Here is an 18,481-nt window from a genome sequence, read left to right on the forward strand (position 1 = left end):
ATTAATAATACTCTATATTTTTAGCCGGTTTTTACATAATGTTTAAAATTACTGCACGTACATTTAACACGTTAACCGGGAATTGTTGCTCAAATGGCAGACGCACAAATGTATATTCAGCTAGGTTTACTGGCTATTGTTGCAGCCATCGGGGCAAGTTTTACCTTCGCCTTGCCAAAGCCCCGTCACCGTCTTAAAGCCAAATCTGCCAGCTATGCCCGCTGGTTCTTGTTATGCGCCTGGTGCGTACTGGCCTGTCAGTCCTTAACTGCATTGGGTTACAACATCATCGGTTTACCCGGGGTGTATGCCTCGGCGGTAGTGGGTGCCTATATGTTGCTGATGTCAGTGTTAATGCGTTTTGGTGTCGAGGTTTCACAACTTAAAAAATTCGCTGCACTGCTGCATGTCTGTGCGGTATTTGTTATTGCATCGGTGCTAACAGCAACACAGGCTGCAGGTTGGGTTACCCATGGCCTTGCGCTTACCAGCGTAGCATTTCCGCTGTGGTTAGCGGGGCAACGGGTCAAACAGCATCTTGATGTGGGTCATGTGGGCGGTTATCTGCTGTTTGGGGTACTGAATCTGCTGGTGGTACTGGTGTTGTTTGGTGTGCCGGTTTATCTTACCGTGGTGGCCAAGGACAGCCCTTATCATCTTACTATCACCTTTGCGTTAACGCTGATTGTCATGCTTACCTTTATGCTGGCTTATGCGGTAAACATTCTGCAATCGTTGCTGATCAAACTGCACTCCCAGGTACATACCGACCCGCTTACCGGCGCTAAAAACCGCCATTTCTTTTACGAGATTGCCCCTAAGCTGGCAGCCCACGCTCATCGCAATCACGAAACGCTATCGCTGGTAGCTTGTGATATCGATTATTTTAAAAGCATCAACGACCAGCATGGTCACGTAATTGGTGATATTGCCCTGAAACGCTTTTGCGAAATTATCCAGGCGCAGTTGCGCCGTGAAGATACCCTTATTCGCATGGGCGGCGAGGAGTTTTTAATTTTATCGCCCCAGTGCGATGGCGCTAAGGCATGCCTGCTGGCTGAGCGATTACGAGAGACTATTTCAGCCACTAAAATATCAACGCGTGGAGTTACGCTTAATCTTACGGCCTCGTTTGGGGTGATTCAGATGTCACCGGATGCCGACTTGTTCAGCACCGTAAAACACGCCGATAAAGCGCTTTACGATGCCAAGGCAAATGGGCGTAATCAGGTGATTATGGTGTAACTCACTGCACAGTAAGGGTGATATCCACTGTTTGCAGGTAGCTAATTTCGCGTTCAAGGTCTGCCGTCATAATCGGCTTGGACGCCAGCCAGCCTTCCGGAAATATCAGCGTGATCCCATGTTTTTCGGCTATTACATCAAACTCCGGTAAAAAGCCGTCCTGGCGTTTAATGTTAAGCAAAACCGCCAGCCTTAACAGCGCAATGAGTTTGTAAATATCCTCTTTGGCATACTGGGTAAACCCGCTGATTTCCTGCACGCGGATTTTTTTGCGATGAAAACGCACCAGGGTTGCCAACAGCTCTTGTTGGGGCTGGGTAAAACCGGGCATATCCACGTTTTGTAAAATATAGGCCGAATGGCGTTGCACGCCGCGGGTATTAATCTGCAGACCGACTTCGTGTAGCAGGGCTGCCCAGCTCACAATTGCCCGGTAATCACTGTGTCGTAGTTTCCAGTTCTTCTGACAGGCGTCGTACAGCGTTTTAGTGGTATTGAGTACCATATTAGCCTGATTAGTGTCCACATCGTAGCGGGTTGCCAGACTCGAGGCCGTGCGACCGCGAATATCGGTATTGTGCAGTTCATCTTCCATCTGGTAGAGCACGCCTTCGCGCAGCGCGGCTGGCGAGTAGTGCAGCGACTCTATTTTAAGCGCCTTAAACAGGCCAATCAGTACACACAGACCAGCTGGGATCACCGCGCGGCGATCTTCGCTAATTGCCGGGTCGGTAAGCTGATCGATATGACCAGCTTCGATAAACTGTTTCATTATCTGCTTCAGGTCTTTAAGGGTAACTTCTGCCTCGTCGTTAGGCTCTTTCTGCCCCTGCTGGAATACCAGATTACACAGGGTTTTAATGGTGCCGGAAGTGCCGATGCAGCGTTGCCAGCCCAGGCGACGATAGCGCTCTTCAATTGGCTCCATCTCCTGCTCGGCCGCAGTAATGGCCCGTTCAAAGGCTTTGGCTTTTAATTCACCGCTGGCAAAAAAACGTTGGGTAAAACTCACGCAGCCCATTTGCAGGCTGCGGCACAGCATAGGAGTCAGCCCCTCGCCAATTATAAACTCGGTAGAGCCACCGCCAATATCCACCACCAGGCGCTTGCCGTTGTCGTGGTTGGTATGCGCTACGCCCGAATAAATCAGCCGAGCCTCTTCCGGGCCGGAAATCACTTCTATGGGGTAGGGCATAATATCCAGCGCTTTGCGGATAAACGTATTGGCGTTTACTGCTTTACGTAGCGTGTAGGTCGCCACTATCCTCACCGAATCCGGCTCGAACCCTTTCAGGCTGTCAGCAACAATTCGTAACGTTGCCAGCCCGCGCTCCATTGCCTCCTCAGACAGCACAAAGTTTTCATCCAGCCCTTCAGCCAGACGCACCTTTTGTTTTACCCGGTGCAGGATCTGCACCGAACCCGCCACAATTCGGGCCACCACCAGGTGAAAGCTGTTAGAGCCGATATCCAGCGCGGCTACTTTACTTGCTTCACGTCTGTCTACGCTGACGAAAGAGGCGGGAGTCGGGGTCATGTATTTTGTTCAACCTGTTTTAAGTAAGTGTAGATCTCTTCCTGCGACCGTAATTTTTTACGGTTGCCCCGTTTAACATACTGGTTAAGCTGGTCTTTGTCGATCTGACGCGCTTTTAAGGTGTCCTTAAACTGAATTTCCATGATATCTACAATGCGTTGCTGGAGCTTTTCATCGTAGATTGGCGCGCCTACTTCAATCCGGTTGTCCATGTTACGGGTCATCCAGTCAGCCGAGGAGATATACACCTTACGGTTACCACCACCGTTAAAGATCATCACCCGGGGGTGCTCCAGGAAACGGTCGACAATAGAGATGATCTCAATGTTTTCGCTAAGCCCTTTAATACCCGGACGCAGACCACACATACCGCGCACAATGCCTCTGATTTTAATCCCGGCCTGGCTGGCGCGATACAAATCGTCAATCAGCTCTTTATCTACCAGGTTATTAATTTTAAAGGTGATCTGAGCGTCGTGACCTTCTTTTAAAAATTGAATTTCCTGGCGGATAAGTGACTGAATCTTAGTGCGGGCATTCAGCGGCGATATTTGCAGGTGCTGAAACTTAAAGCGGCGGTAAGGGTAAGAGATAAGTTCAAATACCGAGTTGGCTTCTTCGGCCATTTCCTGATTCTTGGTAAACAGGCTGTAGTCGGTATAAATTTTGGCGGTTTTCTCGTTAAAGTTACCGGTACCAAAGTGAGCGTAATGCATCAGCTTGCCGCGTTCTTCCCGGGACACTATGCATAACTTGGAGTGGATCTTAAGCGAAGGGATCCCCAGTACTACGCGAATACCCGCATCGGTCATTCGTTTCGACCATTCAATGTTAGCTTCTTCGTCAAAACGGGCGCGCAGCTCTACCACCACGGTGACTTTTTTACCGTTATCCACAGCATCAATCAGCGAGCTGACGATCCGCGAGTGGCTGGCCACCCGGTAAATATTCAGGCGGATAGATTTAACGCTGGGGTCAAACGCGGCCTGACGAACAAATTCGGTAAAATGTAAAAAGCGATGATACGGGTAGTACAACAGAATATCGTGGGCCGAGATGGCATCGAATACGGTGTTGTAGTTGGAGAAATCCTTGGTGTCGATAGCCGGTAACTTAGCGTTTTCCAGATACTCACGGCCCACGTTAGGAAACCCGATAAAGTCTTTAAAGTTACGATAATGCCCAGCAGAATGCAGGGTATCGAGCTTGGTCACTTTTAAGCGCTTTTGCAGATCTTCTACCATGTCGGTGGGCATATCCTGATCGTGGATAACGCGCACCGGTTCAGCAATTAAACGCTGCTTCATACTCTCAGACATTTTTTCCACGTAACTTTCGTCAATTTCGTCGTTTATGGAATATTCCGAGTCCCGGGTCATTTTAAACGAGTAGGACTCCAGCGTGTCAAACTTCACAAAACCGCGGAAGATATCGTCCATACACAGCTGAATCATGTCGTCGAGCATAATTATATGCTTGTTTTTACGGCTGCGCTGCGGCGGGATCAGGTGAAAACGTGAGATTTCGCCGGTTGGTACCTGCACCGCTGCAAAGCGCGGGTTACGGCCTTCACGGCGTAGTGCCACATACAAGTACACCGCCGTACCATTTAAACGGCTGAGCAGGTCGGTTTTTTTATCAATTAAAATGGGCGCAATATGGCGCAGCACCTTGTTAATAAAGTAATTACGTACCCATTCGCGCTGGTAATCATCCAGCTCATGCTTTTGTAAAATATAAATATTGTAGCGGGCCAGAGCCTTAACGACTTCTTTGTGGATGCCGTCGAACTTTTTAGACAGCTCCAGTACTTTACGCTGGATCTGCACCAGCAGCAGGCGCTGACGCTCGGATTCTTCTTCGTCACCGGCGTTGTAGGCTATCAGAATTTGCCGTTTTACGTCGGCCACGCGGACCCGGAAAAACTCATCCAGGTTGTTCGAATAAATGCCTAAAAAACGAATACGTTCAACTGCCGGGTTATTTTTATCTGCCGCTTCCTGCAGCACGCGTTCGTTAAACGCCAGCCAGCTCAATTCCTTAGGGTAATATAAATCAGTGGATTCCATATTTACAAATCACAGTTTCAACAATCAAAAATAGGCATCAGGCTGCCACAAAAGTGTGACAGCCTGTTGACGGCCGTTCAGGTACAACCGGAAGAACTTATAAAGTGGTAGTAATATCAACTACTAAATCGTTGGCTACCGCTTCCAGCGCGTCTTTTACGTCATCCTGATCCACATCGGCGGGAATGGCAACCCGTACTTTGGCCTTAAACATTTGGTTGCCCCAGTTAGGTGCACTTTCGCAGGTCGAATTAAACACAATAATGTTTAAGTTAAAGCCATTCAGTATGTTAGTGATTTGTTGCACGATACCCGGACGGTCATTACCCATTACTTCAATGGTCAGTTCGTCGGTATCGTTTTGCAATGACTCGTTGACCGACTGAGAGTTAACCTGCAACCCATTGATGCAGTTAAGCGCATCGATTAATGCCTGGTGCTTATCGGCCGGAACCAGGGCTTCCACAAAACCGGCAAACTGCCCGGCCATATGGGCAAAGCTACTGCCCTGCCAGTTGCCGCCGTATTCGTAGACTTTTTTGGCCACTGCATCAACAAGGCCGGGTTTATCGTTACCAATGATCGTGAAGATGACAGGCTTCATCCTCTTACTCCTTTATAGCGTCCTGACGGGCGATAGCAATGCTTCGCAATTCGTATTTGTGACATTAAAAGCGGGTTGTTACTACAGGCGTTAATCTGCCGCTTTCTTTAACTTTCACTTGATCTTAAAATATCACAACTTACACTGCTCGGCAGTGCAATTTCTCGTTATTTGGTTGTGCTATACCCTTGATACTTATAACTACTCGACACCAGCCGGAGATAAAAATGGGTGAGGCAATGCAAATTGGTATCGATATAGCGGCGCTATATCAACACCATTTAATCACGCTTCAGCCCGTTTGAAGGATCAGGGGTAACCATCATGAATGTAGCATCTCAACAGGCATCTTTCCTGAAAAAACGCCTGCGCCGCGACCGCCTGGCCCGTTCGGTGATTACGGTGTTTGGTTATATTGTGTTGCTCACCATGGTCATGATCATCTGGCACCTGTTTTCTCAGGCGGTCAAAATTGCCGCTCCGCCGGGTATCAAAGTCAGTCAGGAAATCCCGGTATTGCCGGGCGGCCAGTTTTTATATGTAGGCGATACCGCAAACGGGCAAGCCGCGGTTATTAAGGGGCCGGGATGCAAGGTGTCGCTGGCCCGGCTGGAAAACCACATCCTCATGGCTAAACAATCGCTGCGTCGGCCCTGTTCCCACTCGCTGGGCGTAGTCAGCAGTTACGGCCAGCCTTACATTGCCGATATCTCCGCCAGCGGTCAGGTTCGCCTGCTGCCCGTTCCCACGGTAACACAGCCACTGCGGCAAACGCAGTTTAACGATACCCCGCTGGCCAACGAAATTACCTTTGCGCTGCCCGAAGCAACCTGGCAACAACAGCAACAGTGGCAAATTGCTATGGGTGAAACGTGGATAATTACACTGGTAAAAACAGCCACCGATACCCTGGTGCAATGGGTTAACCGCAACAACCCTCAGCAGATTATCAAACAACAGTACTCTGCTTCTCAGCAAATTGTACTACTGCCCGATACCCGGCAAATTGTGCTGATTAACAACACCGTACTTACCTTTGTTGATAACACTAACCAGCGTTTGCATCAGTTAACCGTACCCGCAAACGTCACCTGGGCGGACACCCTGGTAAAAAACCGCTCACTGTTTTTAGCTCTCGACAACAATCAGCTGCTGCGTTTGAGTGTATTTAACCAGGCCGGTATTCTGCGCTATCAGCCGGCCTACAGCATTACGCTGGAAGCGGGGGAAGTGCCGGTAGAAATGTACGCCCATGCCAGCGTTAACGGTATTGCCCTGATTACCAGTAAGCGCCAGCTGTTATTAATTAACCGTATCAGTGGCGAGGTTGTGCAGCGTAAAGCACTGCCTTTTGCGCCGGTTGGGGTAAGCTGGTTTGATTCGCGGGTTTATGTTTATTCGGCGCAGGCGTATATTCAGCATCAGGTCAACAACATGGCCGGCCTCAGTACCGCCAACAGCTTATTACAGCCACATTTATATGAAGGCTACGTCACCGCCGACCAGATCTGGCAAACCAGCAGCGCCTCCGATTATCAGGAAATCAAAATGAGCCTGGTACCGCTGCTGATTGGCAGTTTAAAAGCGTCTACTCTGGCGCTGCTGATTGCTATTCCGCTGGCGCTGGGTGCCGCTGTTTACACTGCCTATTTTGCCCGGCCTAAATTGCGCGACGGTGTTAAACCGGTTATCGAGATGCTTGAAGCAGTACCTTCGGTGTTAATTGGCTTTATTGCGGCCATCTGGCTGGCCCCACTGGCCGAGCGGTTTTTGTTTTCCTTTGCGGTTTTTATTGTCAGTTTACCAGTGTTTTTGCTGCTCATAGCGCTGGTACAACACCGGGTGGCCGAAAGCGTTAGCAACCGGTTACAACACATTGCCGAAACCGTACTACCAGTACTTGGCATAGTTTTACTGGGTTATGTGTGTATTGTTTGGGCACCGGACTGGCTGCTGGCCGCAATGGATGTCGAAGACTTTACCTTTTTAGCCCATAACACCGAAGTGCCGGTGGGTAAAACCACCATTCTGGTGGCTATTGCCCTGGGGCTGGCTATTTCGCCGAGTATTTATTCGCTGGCTGAAGATGCCATTAGCGGCGTACCTCATAGCCTGCGACAAGCCTCTTATGCGCTGGGCGCTACCCGCCTGCAAACCTTGCGTCGGGTGGTGTTAAAGGTGGCGTTTCCGGGCATTGTGGCGGCAATAATGCTGGGCTTTGGCCGTGCCTTTGGCGAAACCATGATTGTGCTGATGGTAACCGGCAATACCCCCATCGCAGACTGGGACCTGTTTGCCGGATTGCGGGCTTTAACCGCTAACCTGGCTATCGAACTACCCGAGGCCGAAGTAAATTCTATTCATTATCAGGTGTTGTTTTTAACCGCGTGCGTGTTGTTTACCTTTACCTTTATAGTGAATACTCTGGCCGAATTACTGCGCCATCGGGCGCGTAAGGTAGCGGGTAATGGCTAAACGTTCCTTACGGCAGTTGCTAAACAACCGGCAGCAACAATCTTACGTTATCAGCCTGGGGGCATTTTGTGCCAGTATTCTGGTGGTTTCGCTGGCTTGCGTGTTGTTTTTAATTACCCTGCGAGGGCTGGATTACTTTTGGCCCAGGCCGGTACAGAGTATTTCGTTTATTAACGCTCCCGGGCAACAGGATCAGGTCTACGCCCAGATCGATGAGCGACACATTAACAGCGGCGGCAATCAAACCACACCTTCTGCATGGGTGTTCAGGTACTCCAATCAGGCTTTTCCCTATGGCCGCCAGTTATTGCTGCACAGCAATAAGGTTACGCTGGTTGCCCCGGCTCCTGAGGCGGCGGACATTCTGTTAAACGACGGTACCCGGGTATTTAGCGAGCCGGTCGCAATGACTTTGCCGGGCGGACGCAGCGCCACGCTCAGCCAGTTTGACCAGATAAAACGTGAAGTAAGCGATATCCGCGCGCAAATTGAGGCGGTAAGAGCTAACCGACTGGCCAGCGTGCACCGCGAGCTGGCCAGTTACGACCTGCGTCAGGTAGCAGACGATGCTCCCGCCCGTTTACGCCTTTACGAAGAATTTAATCGCTGGCAGCGGGAAGTTACTTTGTTAGAAGCGAAGCTGGCTGATTATCAGTTAGTGACCCGCTTTAACGATGGATCTGAGTTTGATATTCCGCTGGATGATATCGCCCGCCTCAGTTATCCCGGTCAGCTTGACCTGTGGGGTAAACTGGCGTTGGTGGCTGCCGGAGTAGGGGACTTCTTAACTGATGCACCCAAGCAGGCCAACACGGCTGGTGGGGTGTTCCCAGCGCTGTTTGGCACGGTGCTGATGATTTTTGTTATGACGATTCTGGTTACGCCATTTGGCGTACTGGCGGCGGTTTATCTTAACGAATACGCCCAGGATAACCACCTTACTTCGGTGATCCGTATTTGCGTCAGTAACATGGCGGGCGTGCCGTCCATTGTATATGGTGTGTTTGGACTGGGCTTTTTTGTGTATCTGGTGGGCGGCAATATTGATGAGCTGTTTTTTGCTGATGCCTTGCCAGCGCCAACCATGGGCACGCCGGGCGTATTCTGGGCCTCGCTGACCATGGCTATTTTAACCCTGCCGGTGGTGATAGTTGCCACCGAAGAAGGTTTGCGCCGGGTACCTGCGGGGTTAAAGTCGGGCAGCTATGCGTTGGGGGCAACCAAGTTTGAAACCATCTGGTATACCATTTTGCCTATGGCCAGTCCGGGGATCATGACTGGCGTAATCCTGGCTATCGCCCGGGCGGCCGGTGAGGTTGCACCGCTAATGCTGGTGGGGGCGGTAAAATTTGCGCCAAATCTTCCCTTCGACGGGGAGTTTCCGTATCTTCATCTTGACCGCCAGTTTATGCACCTGGGCGTGCTGATTTACGATGGCGCGTTTCATAGTCAAACCGATGTGCGCGGCGCATCGCTGATGTTTGCCAGCTGTTTATTACTGCTGCTGGTGGTTTTTGTTTTAAATGTGTTAGCGGTTATTTTACGCCGGCGCTTGCGTAAACGCTATTTAAGAGGTTACTAGGGGCGCTGCTATGCTAAAACTGTTTGAGCGGGAACAACTTAATTTAGCCAAATTGCCGGCAGAGCAAACCGCCATCGAGGTACGGGATCTGAACCTGTGGTTTGGCGACAAGCATGTCCTGCACAACATTACCATGCGTATACCCAGGCACCGCATAACCGCACTGATCGGGCAGTCGGGATGCGGTAAGTCGACCCTGATCAGCTGCTTTAATCGCATGAACGATCTCATTGATAACAGCCTGACCGAGGGCGAGATCATTATTGATGGGCGCAATATAAACCACAAAAAAGAAAATCTCTCTACGCTGCGCTCCAACGTGGGTATGGTGTTTCAGCGGCCTAATCCGTTTCCGATGAGCATTTACGATAACGTGTGCTATGGCCTGAGATTACAGGGCATAAAACAACGTCGTCTGCTGGATGATGCGGTAGAGCAGGCGTTAATCAAGGCCGTGTTGTGGGATGAAGTAAAAGATCGCTTATTTGAAACTGCCACCACGTTATCCGGCGGTCAGCAACAACGTTTAGTAATTGCCCGAGCACTGGCACTAAAACCGTCGATTTTGTTGCTGGACGAACCCACTTCGGCACTGGATCCGCTGACCACGCTAACTATCGAAGAGTTAATGGCTGATCTTAAAAAGCACTGTACCATTGTGATAGTGACCCACAACATGCAACAGGCTGCGCGGGTCTCTGATTACACGGCCTTTTTACACCAGGGAGAACTGGTGGAGTACAGCGACAGTGATACCTTATTTACGCTGCCGCACAAAAAACAAACCGAAGATTATATTACCGGCCGTTACGGTTAGCCGATAATTTTAGTACTCACTGTTAGGAGCAAACTATGCGACAGCTTGCACTCAATACCCATATTTCCGGACGTTTTAACATTGAGTTGGAAAACTTGCGCAATTCGGTAATGGCCATGGGCGGTGAAGTAGAACAGCAGTTGGTTGATACGCTTAAAGCGATTGCCACCAATCATCCTGGCCTGGCCGAAAAGGTTATCCTGAACGATCTGAAAGTTAATTCGATGGAAAGTCAGATTGACGAGGAATGCCTGCGTATTATTGCCAAACGTCATCCCACCGCCAGCGACCTTCGCCTGATCATGATTATTTCTAAGGCGATTACCGATATCGAACGTATGGGCGATGAGATAGAGCGTATTGCTAAGTTGGTAACCAAACAAAAGCTGCCTGCCGATGTGGCCATTAAAGCCAGCATGTTGTCCATTGGCCAGCAGGCTGCGGCCATGATGCGCGGTACCTTTGATGCCTTTGCCCGCCTCGATGAAGATGCGGCACTGGAGGTGTACGATCAGGACAATAGTATCGACAGTGAGTACAAGCGCTTGCTTAACTATACCGCTGGCGAAATGGCGCATTCCGGAGAGCCAATGGAAGACTGGCTGGAAATCCTCTGGGCTCTGCGCTCACTGGAGCGTATTGGCGACCGTTGCAAAAATATTTGTGAATATATTGTATCGATAACCAGGGGCAGGGACGTGCGCCATATGCCATTGGAGAACCTGCAGCAAAAACTGGATGACCTTAGCGACAGCTAAACATCAAAATTCTTGTCTTAAATTTGTAATATAAGTGAAATATTTGGCTTAATAATCGCCGAACAGTCAAAGAACGCAAATTTATTGTGATTAAATTTTGAATTTAGCCTATGGCTCGCTGGGACTTTGCGCTAGAATGCGCCGCGAATGTTTAGGTTATAGTATAAAAAACAGCCGAACCAAAATGCATAATATTTTTGTAATGCCAGTACTAAGCAAAATGACAGAATTTGCTCAGTTACAAGAAACCCCGTTTTCTACACTTTTCGTGGCATATAGCTAGGCACAAACCGGAGCAACAGTCTGTGGAAATCCTACAAAGTTATGGCATGATCCTTATTATCCTCGCCGCCGTGGTTGGTTTTGTGATGGCGTGGGGAATTGGTGCAAACGATGTGGCTAATGCAATGGGAACCTCTGTAGGTTCTAAAGCCCTCACCATCAAACAAGCCATTATTATTGCGATGATCTTTGAGTTTGCCGGCGCGTACCTGGCGGGCGGCGAAGTGACGTCCACTATTCGTAAAGGTATTATTGATACCGCCTACTTCATTGATATTCCTGAATATCTGGTACTGGGGATGATATCAGCCCTGTTTGCCGCTGGTATATGGCTGGGCGTGGCTTCTTATCTGGGCTGGCCTGTCTCTACTACCCATTCTATTATCGGTGCGATTATTGGCTTCACTGCGGTTGGTGTAAGTGTAGATGCCGTAGCCTGGAGCAAAGTTGGCGGCATCGTGGGCAGTTGGATTGTAACCCCGGCTATTTCCGGTGTGATTGCTTACCTTATTTATATCAGTGCGCAAAAACTCATTTTTGCTACCGAAACGCCTTTTGAAAACGCACGTAGATACGTGCCGGTTTATATGGCATTTGCCGGCTTTGTGATGGCCCTGGTGACCATTAAAAAAGGCCTTAAGCACGTTGGTTTAAACCTGTCTGATACCACTGGCTACTTGCTTGCTGTTGGTATTGCAGTAGTTATTGCGTTTGCAGGCAAGTGGCTGATTAACCGCCAGGCTTACAGCCATTCAGAAGATACCGAGCTACAGCGCGCCAACGTAGAAAAAGTGTTTGCTCTGTTAATGGTTGTAACCGCTTGTTGTATGGCCTTTGCCCATGGTTCTAATGACGTGGCAAATGCGATTGGTCCATTAGCGGCGGTTGTTAGTGTAGTGTCTACCGGCGAAATTACTGCCAGCAGCACTCTGGCACCGTGGATCCTGCCGCTGGGTGGTTTAGGTATTGTTGCTGGTCTGGCTCTGTTTGGTCACCGCGTTATTGCCACCATAGGTGAAGGTATCACGCATTTAACGCCAAGCCGTGGTTTTGCCGCCGAAATGGCCGCTGCCTGTACGGTAGTAATTGCTTCGGGTACTGGTTTGCCTATCTCTACCACACAAACGTTGGTGGGTGCTGTGTTAGGTGTGGGTTTGGCGCGTGGTGTGTCAGCACTTAACTTTGGTATTATCCGCAACATTGTTATTTCGTGGATTGTGACCTTACCAGCCGGTGCGATTTTATCGATTGTCAGTTTTTATAGTCTTAAAGCCATATTTGGTGTGTAAGGCGTCAGGCGAGTATCTGGCAAAATTTGTGTACAAAAAAATCCGATGCATGCATCGGATTTTTTGGTTTTGGTTTACACCAGCCTGCCATTCCTATAGCCTTCACCCGGTAGCTCACTAAGGGCTACGCCGAGCGGATTAGTTATGTGCTAATAACTTAGACTTCTTCTCGATTTTGCAATCCAGAATACGCTGGGTGTTTTTACGACCCAGATAAGCTGCAACAGCGAATGGGTGCTTGGGTTTAAAGAATTTTGTGATTGCCTTTGGCATAATAAGCCCCCCTTATATAACGGTTTTTCACTATTTAAATTTATAATATTACAGTTATGTGATCAATGCCCCATTGCTTACAATGAGTATAAAATAGCGAAATAACGCCAGTTAAATCTATTTAAGTTATTGATATTTAATAGTTTAATTTTTTTGCGAATCCCACCGTTTTAAGCCAAAAAATACGCAGTGTGGTACTTAAAACCGATAAATCTTAATCTATAGTTGAAGTACAAACCCGGTAACGAGGTGCTTTTATGTTGGGTCATTACAGCAATATTCTGTGTGTATTAAGCCAAATTAACGAGTCTTCGGCAGTAGCTGCGCAGGCGCTTCATGTTGCCAACAGCCATCAGGCCAGGCTCACTTTTCAGTTGGCACTGGAAAGCCTGCCGCCCAATGCCAGTCTGGTGATGGCCTCATTTGCCTATATCGAATCACATAAGAGCATCGCAGATGAAGCCACTCAGCGACTCGAAGAAATGGTTGCCAGCTTGTCTCCGCAGCAACCCGTTGGCACCAAAGTAACCATTGGCCGGCCTTATTACGACGTAATCCAGCAGGTGATAAACGGCGGGTACGATTTGGTAATCACCCAGGCACAAAGCGGAATGACTAGCTTTGTGTACGGCGCCGATGCGATGCACCTTATCCGTAAATGCCCGTGCCCGGTATGGCTGGTGCAGCAACAAACAGCCCGAAACTATTCCTCTGTGCTGGCCACGGTAGACGTAAACTACCATTTCACAGCCGAAGAAAACGCGGTAAGAAAACAACTCAACGAAGATGTTCTTGCCAGCGCTGCCGAGGTAGCACTGTTGGAAAATGCGCAATTGCATATCGTACACGTTTATCAGCCACCGGCAGAGCATATGATTCGCGACGGCCTGATGCCGGTTAATCAACAGCTCATGGACTCAGCGCTGGAAGAAATCAAACACGAACGCCAGCAGCAGCTGGAATTACTGGTGAGTACGCTAGCGCAGCGTTTTGACGACAAAAGCCTGGCCTATCTTAAGCCACAGGTGCACTTACTCACCGGTTATCCGGCGTCGGCTATAGCCCGCGCCGCAGAGCAATTAAACGCTGATGTAGTGGTAATGGGTACAGTTGCACGGGTTGGCATACCCGGATTACTGATGGGCAATACCGCAGAAGATATTCTTAATAATCTCGATTGCGCGGTATTAGCCCTTAAACCAGGCGGTTTTAAAACCATCATTCCACCACACAACTAAACATTGGTTCAGTTGTGATGCTTAACGCGATGGTCTGAAATAGCCTCTTTAGGGAGGCTCGTGATGATCGATAAATACCCGGCGGTGTATATTCTTACCAATCAATATAAAACGGTGTTTTACACCGGCGTAACCACAAATTTGCTACAGCGTATTTATCAGCACAAAATGCAGATGGCTGACGGATTCAGCAAGAAATACGGCCTTAAGGTATTGGTGTATTTTGAAATGCACGAAGAAATCGAAGCTGCCATTCAGCGCGAGAAACGCCTTAAACGCTGGCGCAGAAGCTGGAAGATAAAACTCATCGAACAGCAAAACCCCAATTGGCGGGACTTGTATCCCTTGATTTTGGGGTAGGGGCTGATTAATCCCGTGGTCCCGGCCCACATTTCCGTCGTCCCGGCCTTGAGCCGGGACCTCCCAAACAGGCTGGCGGCATCAAAACTTCCGTCATACCGGCCTGCTAGCCGGGACCTCCCAAAAAGGCTGGCTCACTTAAAACAACCTGTTACAGCAGAAAGGAATAAACAGCATTTTGTCGGGTCGCCGACACCGACCAGGGGTGGCAGTGAGGCCATCCCTGGACCCCGCTCAGTTCTATGTTGCGAAAAGCCGTATCGTGAGCCAAAAAGGGAAAGTCTAACGAACAGAGCGGGCGTCCTGCCCGCGCTGTCCTGGCTCGTCGTCCATGACGAGCCCACGACTTCCCTGATCTTTTTGGCTCACAATACTTCGCAACAACAGAACCAGTAAAGAGCAGTAGTATTGGTATCACTGAAGTGTTTTGGAGATACCGGATAGCTGCTTCACAGCTTCCGCATGACGAGGATGTTTGGGCTCATATTACCCCGTCGTCCCGGCCTTGAGCCGGGACCTCCCAAACAGGCTGGCTGCATCAAAACTTCCGTCATACCGGCCTGCGAGCCGGTATCTCCTAAATCACATGGCTCCGGCAATAGGACCTTTTAACAAAGGCGTACACCCAAGGAGATACCGGATAGCTGCTTCACAGCTTCCGGCATGACGAGGATGTTTGGGCTCATATTACCCCGTCGTCCCGGCCTTGAGCCGGGACCTCCTCAAAAGGCTGGCGCACGCAAAAAAGCGGTTTTATCAACATGGTAAGAATCCCAGGGAGATCCCGGATATTTGCTGCGCAAATTCCGGGAAGACGGGTTGTTTGAGCTATATAAAACTGCCGTCGTCCCGGCCTTGAGCCGGGACCTCCTCAAAAGGCTGGCTTACGCAAAACAGCGGTTTGATCAACATGGTAAGAATCCCAAGGAGATCCCGGCTACTTGCGGTGTAAACTTTAGAAAGGCGGATTGTATTTAGGAATAGAAAGGAGGTATTTTTTAGTTACAAAGGCTTAGTAAGAATGTGCCGCAAACATAAGCGGTTAGTCCACTTCATAGAGGATCACATCACCAGCCTTACCATCATAATTTAATTTCCGACCCTTAAAGGTTGTGTCCTCTATAAAATAAACAAAATGTGGCGCCTCGTTTTCTGCCACTGCGACATCACCCTGGCTATTGATGTAAGCACAAACATCCAAATGAGAATAGGTATTCCAGCCGGGCTGTAGCTTAGATGAAAAGTTGTTAACCACATTGATATCTTCGGAACCTTCCATTGCGGCGTTCCATAATTCGGCGCAACCCGCGCTGTTTTTTGCGCTGCCAACAGGCCAGCCTTCATCGGTAAACTGAATATCTACAGTATCAATGGTGACGGTATCTTTACCTGATACCACTTTTTTTATATGCAACAAATGCAAACCGCGCTGAAAGGCGGTCATGGTGTTGATAGTTTTGGCAATATTGGCTTCACTCGCAACATCCAGAAAAACGGGGGCGGCGGTTACCGACAGCGTACCTAACACAACCATCACAGTGATAAGCTCTATGAGAGTGAATCCTTTTTGGCCTCGAACATCCATTTGCTAGCAGTCTTAACTAAAACTTCGTGTATAAAGTGTAGAAGACTTTAGATATTTTGTGAGGGATTTCAGATGTTTTATACTAAAGATGCGTATCCTAAAGTATAAAAAGGTATACTTTCAAATACTAAATGGCTCTGAGTCACTAAAAATACCGGCTCACGCCGGCATTTTCAGGCAAATTTTATAATTAAAAAGAATAAACCCTGGCATTAGCAAGCATGTCGCCGGGCGAAAGCTCTTCAATCACACAACGCTTAATTTCTTTTTTGGTAAATATATAGACCCTGTCAGATTTATTGCCAGCTTCGGTACGGGCAAAATCATCCAGTACAAAGGTTATGTGTTCTTCGTTAGGTAATTCCCTGAGGCCTGCTCCAAAGCTACACAGCGTATCGGCGATGCTGGCCTCAAAGTTAGCCAGAAAACGCTTGTAAGATTCTTCCTGCGCTTGTTTTTGTTTTGCCAGCTCAGCGCGTTTTTCTTCGGCCAGTTCTTTGGTTTCCAGGGCCAGCGCTTGTTGCTTTTGCTCTAAGGCGGCTTTTTCTTTTTGCATGGCCTTAAGTTCTTTTTCCACCTCTTTTTTCCGTTCTTTATCGGCGGTGCTTAATTCGAATTCCAGATCCCGGTTGCGCCGTTCCAACTCGCGAATTTCCCATTGCAGTTCACGGCGATCGCTGCGGAATTCGCGCAGGCGATCATCGGTTTCTCTGACAATGTGCTCAACCCGGCGGATCACCTCGTTGGCGGTATCTTCCCAGTCCGGGCTTTCGTACACAAACTCGTATCTGGTTTCCATCTGCTCACCTTCTGCATCGGGTGCAGGCGGGGCTGAGGGCATATGCGGAATGTTGCTTAATATTTCACTCAAATCAAAGTTAAAGAACTGTTTGCCCGAGCTGGTACGGATGGTAAAAACCACCCCCTGACCAGCCAGATAAGTGGCATCGATACTACGAAAACTCACCGCATCTTTGCGCGTATCCTGCTCTAAAGCGGTTTCGATAACGCCCGACATAATGGTGAGCTGACGGTTAAGTTCGGGTAAATCCTGCGCACTGGCTACAGGGCTTAATGTGGCGCTACCGATTAATGTGCCCAGTAGCGTGGCCAAAGTGGTTAGTTTCATCACAAATTTCCAAAAGTTGATTATTCGGTAACGGCGGAATAACCGTCGTCGATGGCGTTAATTTCGCGCTGCAAATGAGTAAGCTGGCGCGCGTAGTAGCGCTGATCGTCATCACGCTGCTGATTAATAAACTGCACCAGCTCGGCAAAGTCTTCCCGGCGCTCCTGGCGGCTGGAGGTTAATAGGTACTGCGCCAGTTGCGTACTGTTTTCCTGCTGCTGTTGCTTAAGCGCATTAACGTACTGGGTAAACATGGCCTGATTAGACTGCTGATAATCGCTGATCCGTTGGTTTACCAGCGCTGCAACCTGGGTTTCAGAAAGCCCTTCAGGCGCGGCAGAACCAAATCCCAGCGTTACGCGGCCATCGGCCACCTGAACCGAAAACCCACTGATCACCATCACCATTGCCACCACTGACATGGCCATAGATACAGCGGGTAAGCCCTGCCATTGCCACCATCTGGGTTTATCCGGCGCAATAAAGCTGGCGTTTTTGTTCCAGGCGGGCATCGGCGGCGCGCTAAACTGTTCGGCCGCCACATTAAGCTGCGTAGCGTTTTGCACCGTAGCAGCAAAGTCGGCATCGCTTACGCACAGGGCCTCAAAGGCTCGGCGCTCTTCATTGCTCAGGGCATTGTCGAGCCACTGCGCTAATAAATATTCAGGGGATTGATTAACCATGTTCTACCTCCAAATCCAGTTTTAGCTTTGACAGCGCGCTGTACAGTCGCGATTTAACCGTATTGCTGGAGATTCCCAGCTGCTCGGCAATTTCATCAAAGGTAAACTGGCCAAAAAATTTCAGTTCGATCACCGCCCGCTGGGTGAGGGGCAAACGTTGCATGGCATGGGTTAATGACTGACTGGTTATGTCGGTAATTAACGTATGCTCTGGCCCGGGCCGTTCGCAACTTAGCTCCTGATCTTCATCCAGATTCGTGTCTGGCCGCTTGCGCCGGTAAAACTCAATACACCTGAAATGCGCAATGCGATAAAGCCAGGCCTTAAAGCTGCCGTCACCACGAAAGTTCGACAGGCTTTTAAATACCGCAATAAAAATATCCTGCATTAAATCGGCGGCATCGTGAGTCGAACCCGTCATGCGGATGCCATACTGGTAAATACCGGTTTCGTAGCGTTTGATCAGCGCGAACCAGGCTTTTTTATTGCCTTTTAAAGCCTGTTCTATGAGTTGTTCGTCACGCTTTTCAAACACCGGATATTCCCATTTTAAAA

Annotated in this window: 15 protein-coding genes; 8 read left to right on the plus strand and 7 right to left on the minus strand. The window is 49.1% G+C overall.

All coding sequences use genetic code 11. The features are described from left to right. Positions 1–93 precede the first annotated feature (93 nt). Positions 94–1,245: a GGDEF domain-containing protein gene (locus BFC17_RS12215; RefSeq protein ID WP_070176761.1), complete on the plus strand. Its 1,152-nt coding sequence runs from the start codon at positions 94–96 to the stop codon at positions 1,243–1,245. A 1-nt stretch (position 1,246) separates the two neighbouring features. Here BFC17_RS12215 and ppx read toward each other — a convergent pair whose 3' ends face one another. The 3 genes from ppx to BFC17_RS12230 all read right to left on the minus strand — a co-directional run bounded on the left by ppx (position 1,247) and on the right by BFC17_RS12230 (position 5,455). Next, on the minus strand, positions 1,247–2,782 hold the full coding sequence (ppx, locus tag BFC17_RS12220; RefSeq protein WP_070176762.1) for an exopolyphosphatase: 1,536 nt from the start codon (positions 2,780–2,782) through the stop codon (positions 1,247–1,249). After that, positions 2,779–4,851: a polyphosphate kinase 1 gene (gene ppk1, locus BFC17_RS12225; RefSeq protein WP_070176763.1), complete on the minus strand. Its 2,073-nt coding sequence runs from the start codon at positions 4,849–4,851 to the stop codon at positions 2,779–2,781. Before ppk1 ends, ppx begins: the two co-directional genes overlap by 4 nt. A gap of 97 nt (positions 4,852–4,948) precedes the next feature. Next, positions 4,949–5,455, minus strand: coding sequence for a glycine cleavage system transcriptional repressor (locus BFC17_RS12230; protein WP_070176764.1), 507 nt, complete (start codon positions 5,453–5,455; stop codon positions 4,949–4,951). Positions 5,456–5,779: 324 nt separating this feature from the next. Between BFC17_RS12230 and BFC17_RS12235 the strand changes: the two genes are divergently transcribed. The 7 genes from BFC17_RS12235 to BFC17_RS12265 all read left to right on the plus strand — a co-directional run bounded on the left by BFC17_RS12235 (position 5,780) and on the right by BFC17_RS12265 (position 14,529). After that, positions 5,780–7,930 (plus strand): ABC transporter permease subunit, encoded by a 2,151-nt coding sequence (locus BFC17_RS12235; protein WP_070176765.1) that lies wholly within the window; start codon positions 5,780–5,782, stop codon positions 7,928–7,930. Next, positions 7,923–9,512: a phosphate ABC transporter permease PstA gene (gene pstA / locus BFC17_RS12240; RefSeq protein ID WP_083271705.1), complete on the plus strand. Its 1,590-nt coding sequence runs from the start codon at positions 7,923–7,925 to the stop codon at positions 9,510–9,512. The genes BFC17_RS12235 and pstA overlap by 8 nt, the downstream gene beginning before the upstream one ends. 10 nt (positions 9,513–9,522) lie before the next feature. After that, on the plus strand, positions 9,523–10,329 hold the full coding sequence (pstB, locus tag BFC17_RS12245) for a phosphate ABC transporter ATP-binding protein PstB (protein WP_070176766.1): 807 nt from the start codon (positions 9,523–9,525) through the stop codon (positions 10,327–10,329). A 35-nt stretch (positions 10,330–10,364) separates the two neighbouring features. Beyond that, a complete protein-coding gene (phoU, locus tag BFC17_RS12250) occupies positions 10,365–11,087 on the plus strand; it encodes a phosphate signaling complex protein PhoU (protein WP_070176767.1) in 723 nt (240 codons plus the stop codon). A gap of 305 nt (positions 11,088–11,392) precedes the next feature. After that, positions 11,393–12,658 (plus strand): inorganic phosphate transporter, encoded by a 1,266-nt coding sequence (locus tag BFC17_RS12255; RefSeq protein ID WP_070176768.1) that lies wholly within the window; start codon positions 11,393–11,395, stop codon positions 12,656–12,658. A 530-nt stretch (positions 12,659–13,188) separates the two neighbouring features. Further along, the gene (locus BFC17_RS12260; protein ID WP_070176769.1) at positions 13,189–14,169 is read left to right on the plus strand and encodes a universal stress protein; all 981 of its coding nucleotides are present in this window, start codon (positions 13,189–13,191) and stop codon (positions 14,167–14,169) included. 63 nt (positions 14,170–14,232) lie between these two features. Then, positions 14,233–14,529, plus strand: coding sequence for a GIY-YIG nuclease family protein (locus BFC17_RS12265; protein ID WP_070176770.1), 297 nt, complete (start codon positions 14,233–14,235; stop codon positions 14,527–14,529). 1,042 nt (positions 14,530–15,571) lie between these two features. On the opposite strand, the gene BFC17_RS22920 is transcribed toward BFC17_RS12265, so the two are convergent. The 4 genes from BFC17_RS22920 to BFC17_RS12290 form a co-directional block, all read right to left on the minus strand. After that, positions 15,572–16,114 (minus strand): type II secretion system protein, encoded by a 543-nt coding sequence (locus BFC17_RS22920; RefSeq protein WP_083271706.1) that lies wholly within the window; start codon positions 16,112–16,114, stop codon positions 15,572–15,574. Between the two features lie 190 nt (positions 16,115–16,304). Further along, positions 16,305–17,243 carry a hypothetical protein gene (locus BFC17_RS12280; protein ID WP_070176773.1) on the minus strand — a complete coding sequence of 313 codons (939 nt, stop codon included), beginning with the start codon at positions 17,241–17,243 and terminating at the stop codon, positions 16,305–16,307. A 20-nt stretch (positions 17,244–17,263) separates the two neighbouring features. Beyond that, complete coding sequence (locus BFC17_RS12285; RefSeq protein ID WP_070176774.1) at positions 17,264–17,926, minus strand: hypothetical protein; 663 nt, start codon at positions 17,924–17,926, stop codon at positions 17,264–17,266. Beyond that, positions 17,919–18,461, minus strand: coding sequence for an RNA polymerase sigma factor (locus BFC17_RS12290; protein ID WP_070176775.1), 543 nt, complete (start codon positions 18,459–18,461; stop codon positions 17,919–17,921). The genes BFC17_RS12285 and BFC17_RS12290 overlap by 8 nt, the downstream gene beginning before the upstream one ends. Between the last annotated feature and the right edge of the window lie 20 nt (positions 18,462–18,481).

The organism is Marisediminitalea lipolytica (assembly GCF_001758465.1).
Taxonomy (GTDB): domain Bacteria; phylum Pseudomonadota; class Gammaproteobacteria; order Enterobacterales; family Alteromonadaceae; genus Alteromonas; species Alteromonas lipolytica.